The sequence below is a fragment of the Nocardiopsis sp. YSL2 genome, assembly GCF_030555055.1.
In the GTDB taxonomy this organism is placed as follows: domain Bacteria; phylum Actinomycetota; class Actinomycetes; order Streptosporangiales; family Streptosporangiaceae; genus Nocardiopsis.
In genome coordinates, this window is the sequence record NZ_JAMOAO010000001.1 from 2073986 (window position 1) to 2093269 (window position 19284).

Consider the following 19284-nt stretch of genomic DNA (forward strand, 5'->3'; position numbering starts at 1 on the left):
GGTCTACCAGGGGCCGTAGGGGCCGTTGTTGCGGCCGCCCTGGCTCCCCTTGACCGCAGGACGCACGTCCAGAAGGAAGACGAGCGTGGCCACCAGGCCCATGATCACGAGGAAGCCGGTGCCGGAGAACACCGCCAGCAGGGACAGGCCGCTGGCCAGTCCCGTGAGGATGACCCACAGCTTCTTGGTCTGCTTGTCCATGATCTCGAACGCGGAGGCCGGTGTGCGCAGTGCCTCGATCAGCGCGTAGAGGCTGGCCACGAAGGTGGCCAGATAGATGGCCTGCCAGATCAGGTACATGCACGCTCCCGACTACGTCCTGAACGGGGGTCCGCCCGCTCTCCACAGTAAACGGATCGGATCGGCGATTGGTGCCCGGTGGAGGCTGAGATCACACCGGCGCGCCGGGCGTTCCCGTCAGACGGGGATGTGCCAGAGGCAGGTGACGAAGGCCAGCAGGAACGCCGAGCCGCCCATGATGACGGCGCCCGCGTGGTACGGGAGTTCGTCGTCGGGGCGCAGGAGGCGGTTGACGCGGCGCATGACGTCGGGTTCGGACTCCTCCACGGCGGCCATCGCGCCGGCGGGCACCGGAGCGGGACCGGCCGCGCCGAAGCGCAGCAGGGCCATGGCGAGTTCGCGGCGTGAGCTGTGCCGGCGGGCCTGGTCGTCCGCGCACATCTCGATGAGCAGCGCCACGCTCTCGTAGTAGGTGCGGACCAGGCGCACGCGCGGGAACGCGCGCTTGAGGGAGGAGAACGGCAGTAGGACGAGGTCGTGCCGCTGGCGCAGGTGGGCGTTCTCGTGGGCCAGGACCGCGGCCAGTTCCGCGCGGTCCAGGACCGCCAGGGCCCCCTCGCTGATGACGACCTGGGAGCGCAGCACACCGGGCAGGCAGTACGCGGCGGCGGCCGGGTGGTCCACCACACGGGCACCGGGGACGTCCGGGTGGTCCTTGGCGACCAGTTCCAGGAGGTCGTGGTGACGGCGGCGCACCCGGACGACCTGCACGAAGGAGGAGACGAGACCGTAGAAGAGCACGAGGGTCAGCGCGACGGCCAGTGCCACGGACACGATGTGGCTGGCGCCCTCGGCGCCCAGGGACAGTTCGGAGGAGATGAGTCGGCCGGTGACGATGTCGCCCGCCAGGGCGAGCACGCCGTGCGCGGCGCCCAGCTCGTAGGAGGACAGCCCGAACGCCAGGAGCGCACCGATGGTCGACACCCCCCAGGCCAGGCCGAGGGCCTGCCAGGTGATGACCGCGGTGTAGGGGCCGCGTGATGGCCATTTCGCCCGATGGAGTGCTTCCATTGCGACGAGACAGCCGACCGCGACGAGAGAGAGGAGTGCGGCACTGACCATACGGGCTAGTTCCTTGGCTGCTCGATTTCCCCGAGTGCGCGCCGGAGCGCTTCAGCCTCCTGGCCGTCCATGGACTGGACGAAGGCGGCCAGGGCCGCGTCGCGGTCCCCCGTCTGACCGAGGGCGTCGAACATCAGCTCGGACACGTAGGCCTCGCGACTCGCGGCCGGGCTGTATCGCCACGCACGACCCTCACGTGCTCGGGAGACCACCTTCTTCTTGGCGAGTCGATCGAGCACGGTCATGACGGTCGTGTGTGCCAGGTCGCGTTCGGTGAGCGCTTTGCCGACCTCACGAACCGTCATTGGTTCGTTTCGTGCCCACAGTACATCCATCACCGCGCGTTCAAGTTCGCCAAGCCGATTCATGATTCCGAGTCTACCGGGGCTAGTACTACAGGCTGTCGTACCCCCGGTTAAATCCGGATCACCCGGTGGGGAGGGCGGTCCGGCTCCGGCCGCCGCGCGGCCGAACCCCTCGGGGGCGGGTGCCGAACCGCCCGTTCACGGGCCCGCCGGGCCGGCGAATCCCGCAGAACCCGGCGCCGAAAGCGGTGCGGACGACGGTACTGCCGACGAACTCCGGGAAAGATTTCCAGCATGGGCATCAGCAACCACATGCGTCTCATCGTCACCAAGGGCGACATCACCGAGCAGCAGGTGGACGCCATCGTCAACGCCGCCAACAGTTCCCTTCTCGGGGGCGGCGGGGTCGACGGCGCCATCCACCGCAGGGGCGGCGCGGCGATCCTGGAGGAGTGCCGCCGCCTGCGCGCCGGGCACCTCGGGGGCGGCCTCCCCGTCGGCCACGCGGTGGCCACCACAGCCGGATCGCTGCCCTCCCGCTGGGTGATCCACACCGTGGGGCCGGTCCACAGCGCCAGGGAGGACCGGGGCGCACAGCTCGCCTCCTGTTACCACGAGTCCCTGCGCCTGGCGCAGGACCTCGGGGCCGAGTCCGTCGCCTTCCCCGCCATCTCCACCGGCGTCTACCGGTGGCCGCTCGACGACGCCGCGCGCATCGCCGCCGAGGCGATCCGCGCGGCCGAGGCGCGCGTGGCCGAGATCCGGCTGGTGCTGTTCGACGACACCGCCCTGACCGCTTTCCGGGAGGCCTTCGACGACGCCTGAACGGCTGGGGCGTGTTCCGCGGAGGCCGCCCCGGTCAGTGCCCGGGATCGGCGATCGGCGCCGGATAGCCGGCCGGCGGGCGCTCCTCGCGCCACGGCGTGTGCACGCGCGTGCCCGGAAGACCGACGAGTTCGGGAACGTACCTGCGGACGTAGTCACCCGACGGATCGAAGCGCCGGGCCTGGCGCAGCGGGTTGAAGGCGCGGTTGGGCCTGGTGTCGTTGCCGGTCCCGGCGACCCACTGCCAGTTGCCGTGGTTGTCGGCGACGTCGCCGTCCACGAGGTGGTCCTCGAAGTGCGCGGCCCCCTCCCTCCAGTGCACCCGCAGTGTGCGTGTGAGGAACGCCGCGGTGATCATCCGGGTCCGGTTGTGCATGAACCCCTCCCGCAGGAGCTGGCGCATCCCCGCGTCCACGATGGGCACACCCGTGCGGCCCTGGCGCCAGGCCGCGACGGCGTCGGGGTCGTGCCGCCACTGACGCCCCCGGTCCCGGTAGTCGCGGCGGGTGATGTCCGGGAAGGCCGCGGTCACCTGGTGGTGGAAGTCCCTCCAGGCGAGCTGGCGCACGAACTCCCCGTGCCCGGGGCGCTCCCGGCCCGCGAGAGCGACCTCCAGCGGGGACAGGCACCCGAAGCGCAGGTCGGCCGACAGGTGCGAGGTGGCCGCCCCGGCCAGGTCGTCCCGCCGGTCCGGATACTCGGCCTGCCCGCGCTCCACCCAGGACCGCAGCCTGGCCCGGGCGGCGTCCTCCCCGCCCGCCACGCGGTCGGCCGCGAGCCCGCCCCGTCCCCGTTCGCCCCAGGACCGCGGCAGCTCACCGGGGGCGGGGTCCCCGTGCGGGGGGATCGCGCCCGGTGCGCGCTCGACCGCGCGCCACGCCGAGGCCTCCCAGGCCCGCCAGTAGGGGGTGAACACCTTGTAGTGGTCGCCGCCCTGGGGCACGACCTCCCCTGGTGGAACGACCGTGAGGCCCGGGAACTCCCGGACGGTCAGCCCGGTGCCCCTCAGTCGCCGCACGCGCAGGTCGGCGTGGCGGCTGACCCCGGCGCTGACGTGGACCGTGTCCGCCCCGTGGTCCCGTGCCGCGCGCAGGACCTCCTCGGACGTGTCGCCCCGGCGCAGGAGGAGGTCGGACCCCCTGCTGCGCAGTGACCACCGCAGGTCCGCGAGGGCCTCGGCCAGGTAGGCGTTCCGGTTGCGGGCGGCCCGGTCCACGAGGCGGTCGTCGATGACGAACAGCGGCAGCACGGTCCCGCCGCCCGCCAGGGCGGCGGTCAGCGCCGGATGGTCGTGCACCCGCAGGTCCTGGGTGAACAGGACGATCACCGTCGACGACACACGAAACTCCCAACACGCGAGTGGATCGGGGCATCACCTTGAGCGATGCCTTCCTGGTGGGGGCGGTCCTCACCGAGTAGCGTGAGGCCATGAGTCAGCAGTGTGCCACCTCACCCCGAGAACAGGTCCGGCCCGTGGTCGGAGTGTCGAGCTGTCTGCTGGGCGCTCCCGTCCGCTACAACGGGGGCCACTCTCGTTCCCGGTTCCTCACCGACGAGCTGGGACGGCACGTGGACTGGCTGCCCGTCTGCCCGGAGGCGGAGATCGGCCTGGGGGTACCGCGGCCGACCCTGCGCCTGCAGCGGATCGGGGAGGCCGACCGGGTGATCTCCAGCAAGGACGGCACCGACCACACCGATGACCTCGCCGCTGTGGCGGACCGCCGCCTGGAGGGTCTGGAACACGTGGACGGGTACGTCCTCAAGAACAAGTCGCCGAGCTGCGGGCTCCTGGCCCTGCCGGTGTTCGACGACGCGGCGAACCGCGTCCACGGCAAGGGGCGGGGGGCCTTCGCCGATCGCCTGACGCGCCTGCTGCCGGACCTGCCGGTGGAGGAGCAGGGGCGCCTGTCGGACGCGGGACTGCGCGAGCACTTCGTCCAGCGCGTCTTCGCCCGTGCCCGGCTCCGCCTCCTGCTGTCGGACGACTGGCGGCCCCGTGACCTGGTGGAGTTCCACACCCGGCACAAGCTCCAGCTGATGTCGCACTCGCCCGAGGGGTACCGGGAGACGGGGCGCATCGTCGCCGCGGTGGGCGACACCTCCCGTGAGGAGACCGCCCGGGCCTACGCGACGGCCTTCCACCGCGCGATGGCGGTGCGCACGAGCCGCGGCAAGCACGCCAACGCGCTCCAGCACGCCTTCGGGATGCTGAGCCCCCTGCTGGACGACGCCCGCCGCCACGACCTGCTGGAGGCGATCGAGTCGTACCGGGTGGGCGAGGCTCCGCTCAGCCTCCCCGTGGCCCTCCTGCGCCACCACTGCGCGGCCGAGGACGTCGTGTGGGCGCGCGAGCAGACCTACCTGCTCCCCTACCCGGACGACCTGCGGCTGCGGCACCCCGTCGAGGTCTGACCGCGGCCTGGATTCACCATTCCAGACACCTCACGACCTCGACTGACTACAATCAGTGACTATCCGCGACCCGTCGTGTTCCGGAAGGGGCGCGGTGACCGCTGTTCCCGACTCCGAGGTTCGGTGTGTTCGCGACATTCTCCCGACGGGCCGTCATTCTCGTCTCCTCCTGTGTCGTCGTCGTGGCCGCGGCCGCGCTGGCGACCCTTCCGCCCGAGGGGGTCGCGGACCGGCTGGGCCTGCACCCGCCCGAGACCGGCCCCGCGCTCGCCACCGGCCAGCTCCGCTTCCCCGCCGACGGCGAGAGACCCGTGCCCTCGCCGATCCCCCAGCCCGGCCAGGTGGCCGTGTGCAACGAACCCGGCACGGACCACGTGGTGACCCTGCCCGACGACTCCGCGCCCGGTGGCGAGCGCCCGCTGTGGATCCGGCGCCCGCCGGGCCCCGACAGCGCCGACCTGCCCGTCCTCTACCTCCTGCACGGATCGGCCTCCACGCACGAGACCCTCATGGACGAGGAGCTCGGCGCGCTCCTCGACCACGAGATGTGCCGCACCGGGGTCGAGTTCGTCGTCGCCGCACCGCACGGCCAGGAGAGCGGGGGCGCCACCACCGAATGGGCCGACGCCGCCGACGGCCGGTTCGCGCTGGAGAGCTTCGTCACCGGACGGGTGGTCGAGGCGGTCGAGGGCGAGCACGTCCGCCCGCGGGGTCTGCGGGCCATCGGCGGGTTCTCCATGGGCGGCTACGGGGCGGCCGCCGCGGCGCTGCGCCACCCCCACCTGTACGCCCAGGTCGCGAGTTGGGCGGGGTACTTCCGCGTGGACGACCCCGACGGCGTGTTGGGCGACGGCGCCTCGGCCCACAGCCCCGACCTCCTGCTGGACTCCGAGGGCGTCGAGGACCTGCGGTTCGTGCTGGTCGAGGGCACCGAGGAGCACACGCCGCTCCAGGAGGGCAGCATCCGCGGCGAGGCGGAGCGCTTCGCCGGGCTGCTCACCGAGCGCGGTATGACAGTGGCCACGCTTCAGCCGCGCGGCGGACACGACTTCCGCACGTGGGGGCGCTCCTTCCCCGGCGTGGTCGACTTTCTGGTGTCGGGATGGACCGCTACACCGTAGACCGGCGGTCGTCAATACCAGACCCCTCGGACAATCCGGGCGGGAACAGTGTGTACCTTCGTCGCTGTTGACGACAGCGGCTGTATACACGACGTGGAGGGACCACCGGTGTCTGGAACCGTGCCTGAGGGAGACCCCGCTCCCCTGCCCTCCCGCGTCGCCACCGTCAGCCTGCACACCTCTCCCCTGGACCAGCCGGGCACCGGTGACGCCGGCGGCCTCAACGTGTACGTCGTCGAGGTCGCCCGCAGGATGGCCGAACGCGGCGTGGCCGTGGACGTGTTCACCCGGGCGACCCGTGCCGACCTGCCCCCGGTGGTGGAACTGGCCCCGGGGGTCAACGTCCGGCACGTCCCCGCCGGCCCGTTCGGCCACCTCGACAAGAACGCCCTCGCCGAGCACCTGTGCCCGTTCATCTTCGGGCTCCTGCGCGCCGAGGCCCAGGGCGATCCCGGCCACTACGACCTCGTCCACGGCCACTACTGGCTGTCGGGGCGCGCGGGCGTGGTGGCCGCGCGCCGTTGGGGGGTGCCGATGGTGCAGTCCATGCACACGATGGCCCGTGTGAAGAACGCCGCCCTGGCCGAGGGCGACCGGCCCGAACCCGAGTTGCGGGTGCGCGGGGAGGACCAACTGGTCCGCCAGGCCGACCGGCTGATCGCCAACACCGACGACGAGGCGCGCCAGCTCAAGCAGCACTACGGCGCCCACGACCACCAGATCAGCACGATCCCCCCGGGGGTGGACCTGGAGGTCTTCACGCCCGGCTCCCGGGCCGAGGCGCTGGCCCGGATCGGATTGCCCTCGGACACCGAACTCCTGTTGTTCGTGGGACGCGTGCAGCGGCTCAAGGCTCCGGACGTGCTCATCCGCGCCGCCGCCCGGCTCCTGGAACGCGATCCCTCCCTGCGCTCGCGCCTGGTGGTGGGCGTGGTCGGCGGCCTGTCCGGCGCCGGGCGCAACGAGCCCCTCCTTCTCACCGACCTGGCCGAGTCCCTGGGCGTGGCCGACGTGGTGCGCCTGGAGCCCCCGCAGAACCGCCGGCGCCTGGCCGACTACTACCGCGCGGCCACGGCGACCGTGGTGCCGTCCTACTCCGAGTCCTTCGGTCTGGTGGCGGTGGAGTCCCAGGCCTGCGGCACCCCGGTCGTCGCCGCGCGCGTGGGCGGGCTGACCACGGCCGTCTCGGGCGGAGTGTCGGGGGTGCTGGTGGAGGGGCACGACCCCTCCGACTACGCCGCCGAGCTGCACCGCCTGATCGCGGAGCCCGCCTGGCGTGCCAAGCTGGCGGAGGCGGCCCCCAAGCACGCCGCCACTCTGGGCTGGTCGCGGACCGTCGACGAACTGCTGGACGTGTACCGCGCGAGCATCACCCCGCGCGCGCTGCCACTGGCGGCGTGCCGATGACCGGAAGGGAGCCGCAGGTGGCTACGCAGACCGCGCGTGAGGCCGCGGCGAGGGCGATCGCCGAAGCGGTCGCCGAGGCCGGACTGGAGACGGAGCTGCCCCGGGAGGGCTCCTTCCTCGTCACGATCCCCGGACGGGCCAAACTCAAGACCCTCGTGTGGTTGGAGGTCGGACCGCACAGCCTCGGTGTGACGTCGTTCTTCTGCCGCCAGCCGGACGAGAACCACGGCGAGTTCTACCGCTGGCTGATGCAGCGCAACTCGGGCATGTTCGGGATGGCCTTCGCGGCGGACGAGGTCGGCGACGTGTACATCCGCGGACGCCTGCCGCTGGAGGGCGTCACGCCCGACGAGGTCGACCGGCTGCTGGGATGCGTGCTCACCTACTCCGACGAGAACTTCAACCGCGCCGTGGAGCTGGGCTTCGCCTCGGCGATCCGCAAGGAGTGGAAGTGGCGCGCCGAGCGCGGCCACGACATGCGCAATCTCCGGGCCTTCGCGCACCTGGCCGAGCCGCACGCGCGGACCGGGCCCGCGACGCCGCCTGAGGGTTCGGCCTAACAGCGTAAGGTGATGGGGCCGCGTGAGCGGGCGGGCGCAGTGGCTAGGCTTGGTCCCATGGGAACTCTGGTACTGCTGCGACACGGTGAGAGCGTCTGGAACGCGAAGGGTCTGTTCACCGGCTGGGTGGACGTGGACCTGTCGGCGACGGGCGAGGACGAGGCCCGCCGGGGCGGTGAGCTGCTCAAGGACGCCGGTGTCACGCCGGACATCCTGCACACCTCGCTGCTCAAGCGCGCCATCCGCACCGCGAACCTGGCCCTGGACGCCGCCGACCTGCACTGGCTGCCGGTCGAGCGCTCCTGGCGCCTCAACGAGCGCCACTACGGCGCCCTGCAGGGCAAGGACAAGGCGCAGACGCGCGAGGAGTACGGCGAAGAGCAGTTCATGACCTGGCGCCGCTCCTACGACACTCCGCCGCCGCCCATCGCCGACGACGACCCCTACTCGCAGGCGGCCGACGCCCGCTACGCCAAGCTCCCCTCGGAGCTCAGGCCCCGGACCGAGTGCCTCAAGGACGTGCTGGACCGCGCCCTGCCCTACTGGTACGACGCCATCGTCCCCGACCTGGCCGCCGGCAGGACCGTGCTGGTCGCCGCGCACGGCAACTCGCTGCGCGCGCTCGTCAAGCACCTGGACGGGATCAGCGACGCCGACATCGCCGGGCTGAACATCCCCACCGGCATCCCGCTGCTGTACGACCTCGACGACGACTTCACTCCGCGCAACCCGGGCGGCACCTACCTCGACCCGGAGGCCGCCAAGGCCGCCATCGAGGCCGTCGCCAACCAGGGCAAGAAGTAGCCGGGGAGCCTCCGGCTCCGGATCCCGCTCCGGCCCCGACGCCGATCGCGGTTCCCGCGCCCGTGTCACCTGTGGTGGCACGGGCGCCGTGCGTTCGGGGCGGACCTCAGTAGACGAGCGCCTGGGCCCCGTCGGCCACGGCCTCCTCGACGAACGAGGGCGCCCCAGCGATGCGCACACCCGTGATGAGGTCGTCCTGGGTCAGCTCCCTGCGGGCGGCGCACTGCGTGCACACCGTCACCCGGCCCGCGGCCAGGACGGCGCCGAGGAGGTCGGCCAGGGGGGCGGCGTGCGGGAGGGCGAACGTCTCGGCGCGGCCGGGGACGGCGAACCACGCCGACTCACCGGTCAGCCAGAGCGAGACGTCGACCCCGCTGGCCACGGCCGCCGCGGCGACCGTGAACGCCTGGTTGCACCGCTCGGGGTCGTTCTCTCCGGACGTGACCTTGATCACCAGGGAACGGGACATGACGGTCAGCCTACTGACAGGCCGACGAGGACCAGCACCGACCCCGCCACCGCGCAGACGCCGAGGGCCACCGTGAGCGCGACCGCCTCCCGGCGCCGGGGCGGAGTCCGGGCGGGCTGCTGCGCGTCGACCCCGTGCTCGATGGCCAGTGTGCCGCCCTCGGGGGCGACCAGGACGACCCGGCCGTCCCTGAGCTGGACACGTCCGCTCACGCGGAGCCGCGCGCCGGGGCGGATGACCCACTCGCGGTACTCGAACTCGATCGTCTCGCCACGGAAGACCCCGGAGATCCGGCCGCGTACGCGCGGCAGCAGGTCGTCCGCGGCGGCGGCCACACCCGGCTGAGGACGGCCCACCACGCGCTTGAGGCACAGCTCGGTGCCACGGGTCTCGGCCTCGCCCGGGTCCACGAAGACGCGGTCGCCGTCGGCGCGGTCGCCCTCCGCCACCAGGCCGAAGAGCTCCTCGCCCCCGTACTCGGCGATGGGGTCGCAGGCGCGTTCGCGGACCGTGCCGCCGTCGTGGTTGAGCGGCCAGTAGTGCCGCAGCACCTCGTGCCCGTGCCACACGCACTCCGCGCCGGCCAGCCCGGACGTGATGGGGCCCGCGGGTCCGGGGGCGGCCACGCCGGACAGCGTGACGCGCTGCCCCTCCAGTGCGGCGAGCGACCGCGGGCGCAGCAGGGCCACGCCGCGCTGGCGCAGCCAGCGGCGCACGCCGATGACGGTGAGCGGCAGGAGGACGACCGCGGCGATGAGCAGCGCCGAACCGATGACCAGCAACACAGGCCGCCCCTTCATTCTGCGTCGGAGGGTGGGAGACGACGGCGGGTTCGACTCCCCGTCACCACACCGTGTCGCAGACAATCTTTACCAGTTCTTCGGGAAAGCGGGGCCAATTGGGCATGGCCGTCCCGGGGCGGGCTGGTGGCAGGGGCGCCGGCGTCCGAGCGGACGTGCCACTGCTCGGATCCGGCTACGCTCAGAGGTCATGGACGCTGAAGTACACCCCGATCTGGCGAAACTGTCCTTCCTGCTCGGCCGGTGGGAGGGCGTTGGCGTCGCCGGCTACGCCGAAGAGGAAGAGTTCCAGTTCGGGCAGGAGGTCGAGTTCTCCCACACCCCGGACGCGCCGTACCTGACCTACAGCAGCAAGGCCTGGCGCATGAAGGCCGACGGCACGCTGGGCGAGGTCATCACGGAGGAGTCCGGCTACTGGCGCGCGCTGTCGGAGGCCGACACCGCCCAGTACGCCAAGGACGACGACAAGAACATCATCCACCTCGAGGTGCTCATCACCCACAACGAGGGGTTCATCGAGTCCTACCTGGGCAACGTGTTCGCCAACCGGGTGGAGATGGCCACCAACGCGGTGATGCACACGATCACCGGCCTGGAGGTCACCGCCTCGCACAGGCTCTACGGGCTCTTCGGCGACGACCGGGAGACCCTGGGCTACGCGTGGGACCTGGCCGCGCGCGGGCACGACCTGCGGTCGTACATGTCGGCGCAGCTGAAGAAGGCCGGCACGCGGCCGGCCGGGAAGTAGCTCCGCGGCCGGGCCGCGAACAGGGGCAGACCCCGGGTGTCCTCCCACCGAGGGGGTGGGGCCGGTCGGACGAGTTCCGGCGACCCGGGGTCCGGGTGTCCGTCGTGGATTCGCGGCGAACGACGTCGCGAACGCGAGCGTCGTCCTAGCGGACGGCCACCTCGCCAGTCCTGAGATCAATCATCTTCCGGACCACCTCCTTTCCTGCGTGCCACCGACAGTACGTCGCGTGGATCACGCCGGGCAAATGTTTTTCTGTCACTCGTCAGTGCAGGTCAAAGACCTGTTCGCGAGCGACTCGGCGGGGCGGCTAGTCTCGGCGGTATGACTTCGCCGCTGCTGAGCACACCCGGTGCCGTGACCGCCGAGCACACCGACTCCGGCGTCGCCGCGCACTACGGAGACCCCTCCCACGAAGGCCGTGCCGCCGAGCGCGCCGCCGCCTGGGTGGACCGGAGCAATCGGGGCGTGGTCCGGGTGAGCGGACCCGACCGCCTCACCTGGCTCAACGACCTCACCAGCCAGCTCACCAGCGGTCTGGCGCCGGGCGTGGGCACCGAGGCGCTGGTCCTGGACACCCGCGGCCACCTGCGCCACCACCTGTCGCTGGTGGACGACGGTGAGTCCACCTGGATCCACACCGAGCCGGGCCGCGGCGCCGATCTGGCGGCGTTCCTGGACTCGATGCGCTTCATGCTGCGCGTGGAGGTCACCGATCTCAGTGACGACTTCGCGGTGCTCACCGTGCTCGGTCCCAAGCGAGCCGAGGCCGTCGAGGACACCGGTGCCGTCCTGGAGGGCGTGGTCGCGCGCCTGACGATGGACGAGACCGACCTGTTCGTACCCGCCGAGCGGCTGGTCGGCGCCGCCGAGGCCCTCACCGCCGCCGGGGCGCGACCCGCCGGGATGTGGGCCTACGAGGCCGACCGGATCGCCCACCACAGGGTGCGCGCGGGTGTGGACACCGACGAGCGCACGATCCCGCACGAAGTGGACTGGGTCGGCCGCGCGGTGCACCTGGAGAAGGGCTGCTACCCGGGCCAGGAGACGGTGGCGCGGGTGCACAACCTGGGCCGCCCCCCGCGCCGCCTGGTCATGCTCCACCTGGACGGCACCGCCGAGCGCCTGCCGGAGGTGGGCGCGGCGATCGAATTCGACGGCCGCAAGGTCGGCCGGGTGGGCTCGTCGGCCCGCCACCACGAGCTGGGGCCCATCGCGCTGGGTGTGGTCAAGCGCTCGGCTCCCACCGACGCCGACCTCGAGGTCGACGGGATCGCCGCGGGCCAGGAGGTGGTGGTGGACCCCGACACCGGAGCCAACGCCCAGATCGAGCTGCGCCGCCGCCCCAAGTAGCCGCCCGGGTCCACATGTCGACACATCGCCCGTGACACGGCCGTGGAACCGGCCGTGGAGTCCTCCCCGGCCTGACGCGGGAGCGGTGCGCGGGCCGTCCCGGGCGTGCCGCCCGGGACGGCTCAGGCGTCGCGTTCTCCGCCGACGGCCGGAGCAGGCGCTCCGGTGTGGCCGATGGTGGTCATCCTGCGCGGATGAGTAGATTCTCGCTGGTCACAGCCGCAGACTGGAAGTGGGGACGGACCGCGCGAGCAGCGGTTCGGCGCCCGGACGAGTTCTCACGCCGACCGGCGGCCGAGGACGGGCGCGACCCCTCATCCGCTGGCCCGTGCCTTCCGCGCGGGCACCGCGCAAAGGAGGCGGAGATGACCACGCTGAGCCGCGGCGAGGTCGAGGCCGACATCAAGAACACGCTGGGCCTCGTCCCGCACTTCTTCTCCAGCATCCCGGACGAGCTGATCGGGGCCGAGTGGGAGATCTTCAAGCACCTCGAACTCGGTGAGACGCTCATCCCCAACAAGTACAAGGAGCTGATGGGCGTCGCCCTGCACTCGGAGACCAAGTGCGGCTACTGCACGCTGTTCCACACCGAGGCGGCGAAGCTCTTCGGCGCTACCGACCAGGAGATCCAGGAGGCCGCGCACTTCGCCAAGATGAGCCTGGGCTGGAGCGCGTACCTGAACGGGATGCGGGAGGACTTCGACACCTTCAAGGACGAGCTGGAGCAGATCGGCCAGTACATCAGCGCCCAGGCGTGACCGTGCGCCTGGAACGAGTGCGGCCGACGGTGGTTCGAGCGACGATGCACGTCCATGAGCTCGCCCTGCTCATGGCGACGGTGCGCCATCTGGCCGACGGCACCCCCGAGGAGGTGCCGGAGGAGGCCCGGGAGCAGCTCACGGCCCTGTTGGAGAACTACGACGAGCAGGTGGGGCGGCTCACCGACCGCCCCGCGCCCGCCGCCGACGTCCCCGAGCAGGGCGGGGAATCCGGCTGAGCCGGTCCCCTCGTCCCCGGGCGGCCAGGAGCCCACGGAACGTCCCAGGTGCCCCACGCGGCGTCGGTGCGTGTCATCCCGCTTCTCGCGGCGGCTGCCCCGCCTTCGCCGGGGCGAGCGCGACACCACCCGGCCCCCGTCCGCACGGGCGCGGGCGAGACGGAGGGCCGGACGGTGTCCGTCCGGCCCTCCTCACATCCGCGGTCAGCGCAGGGCGGCGGCCAGTCGCTCGTCGTGCAGGCGCTCGCCCCAGGAGGGGGCCACGGCGGGCAGCGCGCCCACGCGCCAGCGCAGCAGGAGGTCGGCCAGTTCCGGGTTGCGGGGCAGGGCCGGGCCGTGCAGGTAGGTACCGAGCACCTGGCCCTGGTAGGCGCCCTCGGTGCGGTCGTCGTTGCCGATGCCGCGCACGGTCGTGGACAGCGGGCGCGCCGACGGGCCGATGGCGGTACGGCCCTGGTGGTTCTCGAAACCGGTGATGCGGCCGACGCCCAGGGAGGGGTCCACGTCCGCGACGATCTCTCCGACCGCGCGGCTCGCGCCGCGTCCGCTGCGGATGTCGAGGATCCCGATGCCGGGCAGCGGGTTGGACTCGTCGTCGCCGTAGGACTCACCGATGATCTGGTAGCCCGCGCAGACCGCGAACACGCAGGCGCCCCGCGCCACGGCGCGGGCGAGCCCGCCGTCCTTGCGCAGGCGCTCGGCCGCCAGGATCTGCGGCCGGTCCTCGCCGCCGCCGAGCAGGTAGATGTCGCCGTGCTCGGGCACCGGGCTGCTGGAGGTGACCTGCAGGACCTCGGTGGGGATGCCGCGCAGTTCGGCGCGGCGCTTGAGGATGAGGACGTTGCCCTGGTCCCCGTAGGTGCTCAGCAGGTCGGGGTAGATCCACACGATCCGCAGGGTGCTGCTGGTGTCCGTCATGAGGTTGGTCTCCCCCTACTGCACGCGGCCGTAGGCCGTGCGGATCTGCTGGAAGGCTGTGTAGTTGGCGATGACGTCGACCTTGGTGGTGTCGGGGTGCTCGGCCTTGAGCCGGCCCAGCACCTCGTCCACGCGGTCGGCGACCTCGAAGGCCACGCCGTCGGTCTCCAGGCGCAGGGCCAGGTCGGTGCGGCGCTCGCCCATGACGAAGACGCGTCGGCCGCGCAGGACGGTGTAGTCCACGTCCCACAGCCAGGAGGTGTCCTTGCCGTCGGGGACCTGGGCGTTGACCGCGAGGATCACCGGCACCCGGGGCGGGTCCAGGACCGCGAAGGACTCCAGCCAGCCCGCGGGGTTCTTGGACAGCAGCAGCCGCACCTCGACCCCCATGGTGACCAGGGAGGTGTAGCGGCCCGCCACCGAAGTGATCTCGCGCAGCCGCTCGACGGTGCGCTCGGGGTGGATGCCGTATCCGGCGGCCGTCGCGGCGGCGATGGCCGCGTTGGCGCGGTTGGCGTCACCGGGCAGGTTCAGGCGGAGCTTGAGGCGCTGGCCGTCCGGCGCGATGAGGGTGTCGGACTCGTTGTCCACGGCCCACGTGGTCTCGGGGCGGGACAGGCCGCACTCGGGGCACTCCCAGTACGGGTCGGTGTCCCGCTTGAGGTGGCCGCCGCACTCGGGGCAGCACCAGGAGTCCTCCTTCCAGCGCTGGCCGGCCGAGACCCAGGTGGCGTTGGCCGCGCCGAGCCCCGCCCACGCGACGAGGGGGTCGTCGGCGTTGGCGATGACGTGGGTGTTGGTCTTGCCGAGCGCCGTCCGCCACTTCTTGGCGAGCAGGTTGATCTCCGAGGCGCGGTCCATCTGGTCGCGGCTGAGGTTCATCAGCACCACGAAAGCGGGCTGGGTGGCGACCAGGACCTGCGGCAGGTACTTCTCGTCCACCTCCAGGACGCCGTTGACGGCGGAGGTGTTCTGCGACAGCGCGGTGATGTGCCCGGTGGGCATGTTCGCGCCGTGCTCGTTGGTGGCCACGTCGCCGAGCTCGCGCAGGGCCTGGGCGATGAGCCGGGTCGTGGTCGTCTTGCCGTTGGTGGCGCTGATGAGCGCCAGGCGGCGGCCCCTGGCGAGTTTGGTCAGCAGATCGGGCTCGACCTTGAGCGCGACCCGCCCGCCGATGACGGATCCGTCCCCCCGCCCGGTCGCGCGGGACAGGCCGGCCGCACTCCTGCCCAGGACCGATGCGAGTTGGGCACGCAAGGGAAGGTCGCTCAATCTACTCTCCACGTCGCTCGATCACCCGCGCCTGTGCGCGTCCGCACGGCAGGTGATGTCTCGGGCCAAGCTTAGGGCGTGTGCGGCGGATCCTCGTCCTGCTGCGCGTCGCGACGGACAGCATCCATCACACTCGTCCCGGTGTCCACCAGCGCTCACACCCGCCAGTCCAACCGTTCGGGCGGCGGCCCCAGATTGGGCGGCACCCGCCGTTCCCGGACGTCGGTGCCGACCGGGGCGGGCTGCTCCGTTCGGCCGTCGGTCGCGGCCTCCGGCGCGCCGGGTGGGACGATCCGTGGCCGACCGCCTTCGACGGACTGCTCGGCGTCGGATCCGCCCGCGCGCTGACGTGGGGCGGCACCGTCACCGGTGTGACGGGAGTCGTCCACCGTGGCCAGTGTTGCCGTGGACAGGGTGAGGATACCTGGGTTGGTGTCGGCGAGAACAGGCCCCTCGTCGGTGAGAACGACGGCAACGGTGTCGGGGAGTTCGCGCAGGGCCTCCGCACCGAGGTCGAGGGGGCGCACGGCGGCGTCCTCGCCCTCCATGGCCGCCACGGGCGTGTCGAGGTCGGCGGCCTCGGCGGTGGCCCGCCCCCAGGCCGTGGCCGATCTCACATGCCGGACCAGGTCGAGGGGGGCGACCGCGGCGGCCGCGTTGCGGATCACCGCGCCGGACTCGGTGTGCGGGGACGGGAAGAAGCGGTCGTCGGCCTCCATGTCGGCCATGGGGTCGGCGTCGGGGTCCGTCCCGGCCTCGGTGACCATGCCCCGCACGGCCTCGCCGACGGCCTCGCTCAGGCGGTGCAGGTCCGGCGCGGCCGCCGGGTTCGCGCCTGCGCCCGGGGAGTTCGCCGCGCGCGCGACGGCCTCGGCGGCCGGGCCGGACTCGCGCATCACCACCGACAGGCAGGCGGGGTCGTCCAGTCGCGCCAGGGCCGCGGGCGTGGCCGACCGGAACATCAGCACGACCTCCACGCCGCCGTCGGCCGCCGCCGACAGGACCTGGTCCACCTCGTCGTCGGGCAGGGCGTCGGCTCCGCACACCACGACGGTGCGCACCCGGCCGCGGCGCGACCCGCCGCCGGAACGGCCGCCCGGCGGGCCGACCTCCAGGAGTTCGCTGAGCGAGGCCACGGCGTAGGTGCCGTACGCCCGGGCCGCGGACGCGCCGGAGGCGCGGTCGGTGCAGATGATCTTCACCTGCGCGTAGTCGCCGTCGTCGGCGCGGGTGCCGACCGCCTCGAACGGGCTCAGGCGCCGCTCCAGCTCCCAGGCGCGCTCCCACACGTCCGGATCGCCGGTGCAGCGCTCGCGTACCCGGGTGCGCTGTTCGGCGGTGAGCAGGGCCAGTGCGGGGTCGTCCTGGGCGGTGTCGTCCTCCGGTGTGATGAGCGCGCGCAGACCTCCGATGAGTTCGCCGATCCCGGCGTGCGGTCCGAGCACCTCCATCAGGCGCAGGAGCAGGGTCTCGTCGGCGTCGGCGTCGTCGCCCGCCCCGGCCGCGGCGGCGACCGCGGACAGGACGCGGGCACGCTGTCCGGCGTCGAGGTTGGTGCCCAGCGTCATTCTGGGCAGGTCGGCGGGAAGCACCCAGCGCCGGGGCGCGACCGCGCATCTGCGGGCGAGGTGGACGAGCTCGCGTGCCACGGCGTGCCCGGTGAGGTCGATGACCGTGAGGTCGCCGCCCTCGCGCAGGCGGGAGATCCCCACGGTGGTGAGCAGGGCGGACCAGCCGGTGTCCGTGCCTCCGGTGACCACGACGGAGCCGACCCCGGACGGGACGGTCACTCCGTACCAGCGGGGCTGGGCCTCGAAGGCCCGGGCCGCGGCCTGCCACGCGGTGTAGGCGCGCGCGTGCGCCTCCTGCTGTTCGCGCAGGGCCCGGTCGCGCTCCTCGCGCTCGGCGGCCAGCCGCTGCCTGGCGCGTTCGAGCCGTTCCGCGATGACCAGGCGGCTCTGCACGAGCGCGAAGGAGAGGGGCGCCGCGACCGCGGCGCAGGCGAGGACGCCGCCGAGGGCCAGGCTGCCGGGGAGGACGCGCGCGCTCCACAGCAGCGGGCACAGCAGGGCCAGGAGGGCGAGCCCGGCGAGGGCGAAGTACAGCGGCCGGTTGGTCCGCGCCTCGCTGTCGCGCTGTCCGCTGAGCCAGTCCTCGCTCAGCGACTCGGTGTCGGCGGGCGCGGGCCGGCGGGGCGCGGGACCCGGAGCCGGGAGCAGCACCGCGTGGCGCCAGCCGAGGTAGGTGCGGCCTGCCTCGGCTCGGGGTGTACCGCCTGACCGTGGTGTGGGCACCGTACGAACACCTCCTGACCGACCGCCGTGGGGGGCGTCGGAGACCGGGGCGCCCTCCGCACGGGTCGGGTGGCGTCCTCGAAGCGGGTCCGCTCCCGCGGCTGCGCGGTGAGCGGAGTCTGGTCCAACGGGGGATCCGACCGGAGCCGGAGTGTGGGCCGATGCTGCCACCTGCCCGGCCTCAAGTGAAGCAGGACGCGCGGCGGCCTGCCAGACCCCGCCCCACGGCCTGTGGACGACCGCCCCGGCGACCTCGCCTCGTGTGCGCTGTGCCCCTCTCGACCGCGGCCGACCGCGCCCGACCGGGCCCGCCGCCGGTCGTTCCGCCGGTCCGTGCACCGCCGCGGCGCCGGGACCGGCGCCCGGACACGGCGAAGCGCCGGCGGTGGACGGTTGCCCGTCCGCCACCGGCGCCTCGCACACGCTCCTCGGCGCGTCCCGGCTTCCGCCGGTCACGCCCCGGGCTACGGCTCCTAGGCCTCGACCTTGAGGTCGACGACCTTGCCGACCTCGGCCTGCACGGCGAACTCGCCCGTGAAGCCCTGGGAGGCCAGGACCCGCACCTTCCAGGTGCCGTCGGCGGCGAAGAACCGGAAGGTTCCCTCGTCGCCCGTGGCCACCTCGCCGACGAAGTCGTCGGACTCGTTCAACAGCCGGGCGTAGGCCCCGCTGAGCGGCTTGCCCTCACGGGTCACCGTGCCCTGGATGACCGCCTGGTTTCCCGCGTCCACGTCGGCGAGGACGACCCCGCCGACCGGAGCTCCGCAGCTGTCGCTCACTTGGCCTCCGCCTCTCCGAGCTCGACCGGAACGCCCACGAGGGAGCCGTACTCGGTCCACGAACCGTCGTAGTTCTTCACGTTGCCCAGCCCCACGATCTCGTGCAGGGCGAACCAGGTGTGCGAGGAGCGCTCGCCGATACGGCAGTAGGCGATGATCTCCTTGTCGAGGTCCACCCCGGCCTCGGTGTAGAGCTCGCGCAGTTCCTCGGCCGTCTTGAACGTGCCGTCCTCGTTGGCCGTCTTGGCCCACGGGATGTTGCGCGCGGTCGGGATGTGGCCGGGGCGCTGCGAGGTCTCCTGCGGCAGGTGCGCCGGGGCGAGCAGCTTGCCGGTGAACTCGTCGGGCGAGCGCACGTCGACCAGGTCCTTGGCGCCGATGGCCTGGACGACCTCGTCGCGGAACGCGCGGATGGAGTGGTCCTGCTCCTGCGCCTTGTACTGGGTGGCCGCCCGCTCGGGGACGTCCTTGACCAGCTCGCGGGAGTCCAGCTCCCACTTCTTGCGGCCGCCGTCCAGCAGGCGGACGTTGGTGTGGCCGTAGAGCTTGAAGTACCAGTAGGCGTAGGCGGCGAACCAGTTGTTGTTGCCGCCGTAGAGCACGACCTGGTCGTCGTTGCCGATGCCCTTGGCCGACAGCAGTGCCTCGAAACCGGTCTTGTCGACGAAGTCGCGGCGGACCGGGTCCTGCAGGTCCGTCTTCCAGTCGATCTTGACGGCGCCGCGGATGTGTCCCTTGTCGTAGGCGGACGTGTCCTCATCGACCTCGACGAGGACCACGCTGTCATCGTCCAGGTGAGCCTCCACCCAGTCGGCGTCCACGAGGACGTCGGAGCGGCTCATAGGGAACCTCCAGTGT

21 protein-coding genes are annotated in these 19284 nt (G+C 72.5%); 10 read left to right on the plus strand and 11 right to left on the minus strand.

What is annotated here, in order from left to right; genetic code table 11:
- Nucleotides 1-3: 3 nt before the first annotated feature.
- From M1P99_RS08930 to M1P99_RS08940, 3 genes are all read right to left on the minus strand, one after another.
- Entirely contained in the window at nucleotides 4-300 is a 297-nt protein-coding gene (locus tag M1P99_RS08930; RefSeq protein ID WP_121181148.1) for a DUF2516 family protein, read from the minus strand.
- Between the two features lie 117 nt (nucleotides 301-417).
- Nucleotides 418-1362: a M56 family metallopeptidase gene (locus M1P99_RS08935; RefSeq protein ID WP_304452187.1), complete on the minus strand. Its 945-nt coding sequence runs from the start codon at nucleotides 1360-1362 to the stop codon at nucleotides 418-420.
- 5 nt (nucleotides 1363-1367) lie between these two features.
- A complete protein-coding gene (locus M1P99_RS08940; RefSeq protein WP_082376267.1) occupies nucleotides 1368-1730 on the minus strand; it encodes a BlaI/MecI/CopY family transcriptional regulator in 363 nt (120 codons plus the stop codon).
- A gap of 231 nt (nucleotides 1731-1961) precedes the next feature.
- On the opposite strand from M1P99_RS08940, the gene M1P99_RS08945 reads away from it, so the two are divergent.
- Nucleotides 1962-2492 (plus strand): O-acetyl-ADP-ribose deacetylase, encoded by a 531-nt coding sequence (locus tag M1P99_RS08945; protein ID WP_304452188.1) that lies wholly within the window; start codon nucleotides 1962-1964, stop codon nucleotides 2490-2492.
- 34 nt (nucleotides 2493-2526) lie between these two features.
- On the opposite strand, the gene M1P99_RS08950 is transcribed toward M1P99_RS08945, so the two are convergent.
- Nucleotides 2527-3831 (minus strand): deoxyribodipyrimidine photo-lyase, encoded by a 1305-nt coding sequence (locus tag M1P99_RS08950; RefSeq protein ID WP_304452189.1) that lies wholly within the window; start codon nucleotides 3829-3831, stop codon nucleotides 2527-2529.
- 89 nt (nucleotides 3832-3920) lie between these two features.
- Between M1P99_RS08950 and M1P99_RS08955 the strand changes: the two genes are divergently transcribed.
- The 5 genes from M1P99_RS08955 to M1P99_RS08975 all read left to right on the plus strand — a co-directional run bounded on the left by M1P99_RS08955 (nucleotide 3921) and on the right by M1P99_RS08975 (nucleotide 8796).
- Nucleotides 3921-4904, plus strand: a complete 984-nt coding sequence (locus M1P99_RS08955; protein WP_304452190.1) for a DUF523 and DUF1722 domain-containing protein — start codon at nucleotides 3921-3923, stop codon at nucleotides 4902-4904.
- Nucleotides 4905-5029: 125 nt separating this feature from the next.
- A complete protein-coding gene (locus M1P99_RS08960) occupies nucleotides 5030-6025 on the plus strand; it encodes an esterase family protein (protein ID WP_304452191.1) in 996 nt (331 codons plus the stop codon).
- A 108-nt stretch (nucleotides 6026-6133) separates the two neighbouring features.
- The gene (mshA, locus tag M1P99_RS08965; RefSeq protein WP_304452192.1) at nucleotides 6134-7432 is read left to right on the plus strand and encodes a D-inositol-3-phosphate glycosyltransferase; all 1299 of its coding nucleotides are present in this window, start codon (nucleotides 6134-6136) and stop codon (nucleotides 7430-7432) included.
- Nucleotides 7429-7992: a YbjN domain-containing protein gene (locus tag M1P99_RS08970; protein ID WP_304455638.1), complete on the plus strand. Its 564-nt coding sequence runs from the start codon at nucleotides 7429-7431 to the stop codon at nucleotides 7990-7992. Before mshA ends, M1P99_RS08970 begins: the two co-directional genes overlap by 4 nt.
- Nucleotides 7993-8049: 57 nt before the next feature.
- The gene (locus M1P99_RS08975) at nucleotides 8050-8796 is read left to right on the plus strand and encodes a phosphoglyceromutase (protein ID WP_304452193.1); all 747 of its coding nucleotides are present in this window, start codon (nucleotides 8050-8052) and stop codon (nucleotides 8794-8796) included.
- Nucleotides 8797-8902: 106 nt separating this feature from the next.
- Here M1P99_RS08975 and M1P99_RS08980 read toward each other — a convergent pair whose 3' ends face one another.
- Nucleotides 8903-9265 (minus strand): DsrE family protein, encoded by a 363-nt coding sequence (locus M1P99_RS08980; RefSeq protein ID WP_304452194.1) that lies wholly within the window; start codon nucleotides 9263-9265, stop codon nucleotides 8903-8905.
- A gap of 5 nt (nucleotides 9266-9270) precedes the next feature.
- A complete protein-coding gene (locus tag M1P99_RS08985) occupies nucleotides 9271-10050 on the minus strand; it encodes a hypothetical protein (protein ID WP_304452195.1) in 780 nt (259 codons plus the stop codon).
- 205 nt (nucleotides 10051-10255) lie between these two features.
- Between M1P99_RS08985 and M1P99_RS08990 the strand changes: the two genes are divergently transcribed.
- The 4 genes from M1P99_RS08990 (at nucleotide 10256) to M1P99_RS09005 (ending at nucleotide 13163) form a co-directional block, all read left to right on the plus strand.
- A complete protein-coding gene (locus tag M1P99_RS08990; RefSeq protein WP_304452196.1) occupies nucleotides 10256-10813 on the plus strand; it encodes an FABP family protein in 558 nt (185 codons plus the stop codon).
- A 324-nt stretch (nucleotides 10814-11137) separates the two neighbouring features.
- Nucleotides 11138-12166 (plus strand): folate-binding protein YgfZ, encoded by a 1029-nt coding sequence (locus tag M1P99_RS08995; RefSeq protein WP_304452197.1) that lies wholly within the window; start codon nucleotides 11138-11140, stop codon nucleotides 12164-12166.
- 365 nt (nucleotides 12167-12531) lie between these two features.
- On the plus strand, nucleotides 12532-12924 hold the full coding sequence (locus M1P99_RS09000) for a carboxymuconolactone decarboxylase family protein (protein ID WP_304452198.1): 393 nt from the start codon (nucleotides 12532-12534) through the stop codon (nucleotides 12922-12924).
- A 44-nt stretch (nucleotides 12925-12968) separates the two neighbouring features.
- Nucleotides 12969-13163: a hypothetical protein gene (locus M1P99_RS09005; RefSeq protein WP_304452199.1), complete on the plus strand. Its 195-nt coding sequence runs from the start codon at nucleotides 12969-12971 to the stop codon at nucleotides 13161-13163.
- Between the two features lie 204 nt (nucleotides 13164-13367).
- On the opposite strand, the gene M1P99_RS09010 is transcribed toward M1P99_RS09005, so the two are convergent.
- The 5 genes from M1P99_RS09010 to M1P99_RS09030 all read right to left on the minus strand — a co-directional run bounded on the left by M1P99_RS09010 (nucleotide 13368) and on the right by M1P99_RS09030 (nucleotide 19268).
- Nucleotides 13368-14081 carry a type 1 glutamine amidotransferase gene (locus M1P99_RS09010; RefSeq protein WP_304452200.1) on the minus strand — a complete coding sequence of 238 codons (714 nt, stop codon included), beginning with the start codon at nucleotides 14079-14081 and terminating at the stop codon, nucleotides 13368-13370.
- Between the two features lie 15 nt (nucleotides 14082-14096).
- Nucleotides 14097-15353 (minus strand): MurT ligase domain-containing protein, encoded by a 1257-nt coding sequence (locus M1P99_RS09015; RefSeq protein WP_304452201.1) that lies wholly within the window; start codon nucleotides 15351-15353, stop codon nucleotides 14097-14099.
- 155 nt (nucleotides 15354-15508) lie between these two features.
- The gene (locus M1P99_RS09020) at nucleotides 15509-17647 is read right to left on the minus strand and encodes a hypothetical protein (protein ID WP_304452202.1); all 2139 of its coding nucleotides are present in this window, start codon (nucleotides 17645-17647) and stop codon (nucleotides 15509-15511) included.
- A gap of 473 nt (nucleotides 17648-18120) precedes the next feature.
- Nucleotides 18121-18426: a DUF1416 domain-containing protein gene (locus M1P99_RS09025; RefSeq protein ID WP_304452203.1), complete on the minus strand. Its 306-nt coding sequence runs from the start codon at nucleotides 18424-18426 to the stop codon at nucleotides 18121-18123.
- On the minus strand, nucleotides 18423-19268 hold the full coding sequence (locus tag M1P99_RS09030) for a sulfurtransferase (RefSeq protein WP_304452204.1): 846 nt from the start codon (nucleotides 19266-19268) through the stop codon (nucleotides 18423-18425). The genes M1P99_RS09025 and M1P99_RS09030 overlap by 4 nt, the downstream gene beginning before the upstream one ends.
- Nucleotides 19269-19284: the final 16 nt, after the last annotated feature.